1 protein-coding gene is annotated in these 1,126 nt (G+C 37.7%); it reads left to right on the top strand.

What is annotated here, in order from left to right:
- Positions 1–1,126 (top strand): FISUMP domain-containing protein (locus GNY06_RS00405; RefSeq protein WP_317163717.1); only part of this gene is annotated, 1,126 nt, incomplete at both ends.

Here is a 1,126-nt window from a genome sequence, read left to right on the forward strand (position 1 = left end):
CGAACTCCCAGATGTTAATTTTTCTAATCCCTCTCATAAAACATTAGAAACATCCAGTCTGAATAATCTAAGTGGGAATTCTGATTTTATGTATTTTAGAAAGGACATGCAGGTATCCGGAAATCGAATCAATCATTTGGATGTGGTATTAAAGCATCAATTCTGTGAGATTAATGTAAAAATAAGTAGCGCTGAGACGGGATATAATATCTCTGCAATTGAGGTGGGTATTCACAGTTCTCATTATCAAGCTTCTAATATCAAGCTATCCAATGCCCATAATAATTATTTAGGGAATATAGGTTATCAGAAATTCGCCTTATTATCGGGATTAAATACGAATGAAGTGAGCGAGGTGGGTATTTTTAACGCGTATAATGATAAAGCTTCCCTCAGTATTCCTTTCATTACGATTGGGCCTTTATCGAAAACCAATTTAACCTTCTTCCGCGATAAAGTAAAAATTATTCCAGGTCTCAAATATAACCTTACCGTACGTCTTAATCCTAAAGACATATTACTTACTTATAAAGGGCAACCTGCAGCTCGAATTAATGGGAAAATATGGATGAGGCACAATCTGGGAGCTAATACTAGTTTAGACCCTGACCAGTCCTCAAGTGTTGCAGGTATTCATGGGAATTATTACCAATATGGTCGTAATGTATCTGTAGCAGGAGCTACAGATACACGGATGAACAGCAATTTTAATGGCGGTTATCCACCCGGTCCAAAAGCATGGAATAGTGGTACCGAAGCGTCTCCACTTAAAGGACCTAATGACCCTTGCCCAGAAGGATACCGGGTTCCAACTCGTGAAGAATTTCAGCAATTATTGGAGGCTACCATTGAATCCAATATCGGAGTATGGAGGCAAGGGAATGCTAATTATACGGCTGCAAAAGTTTTTACCAGTAAGGGCAATAAAAATGTAAAAATGACTTTTCCTTCTCAAGGAGTATTTACAGTCTCAGCTAATCGTAATATACCTCCTTTTTTTCCGGTTGTAAATCCTTTAGAAAGAGGTAATTTGGGTCTATATTGGGCATCTACGCTTAATAATGAAGGGGATCCTTATATGTTATATACTCAATCTTCTTCTTCTGTGGTGAGACTAGTATTGCAA

Origin of the sequence: Elizabethkingia argenteiflava (assembly GCF_009904105.1) — a bacterium.
Lineage (GTDB): Bacteria > Bacteroidota > Bacteroidia > Flavobacteriales > Weeksellaceae > Elizabethkingia > Elizabethkingia argenteiflava.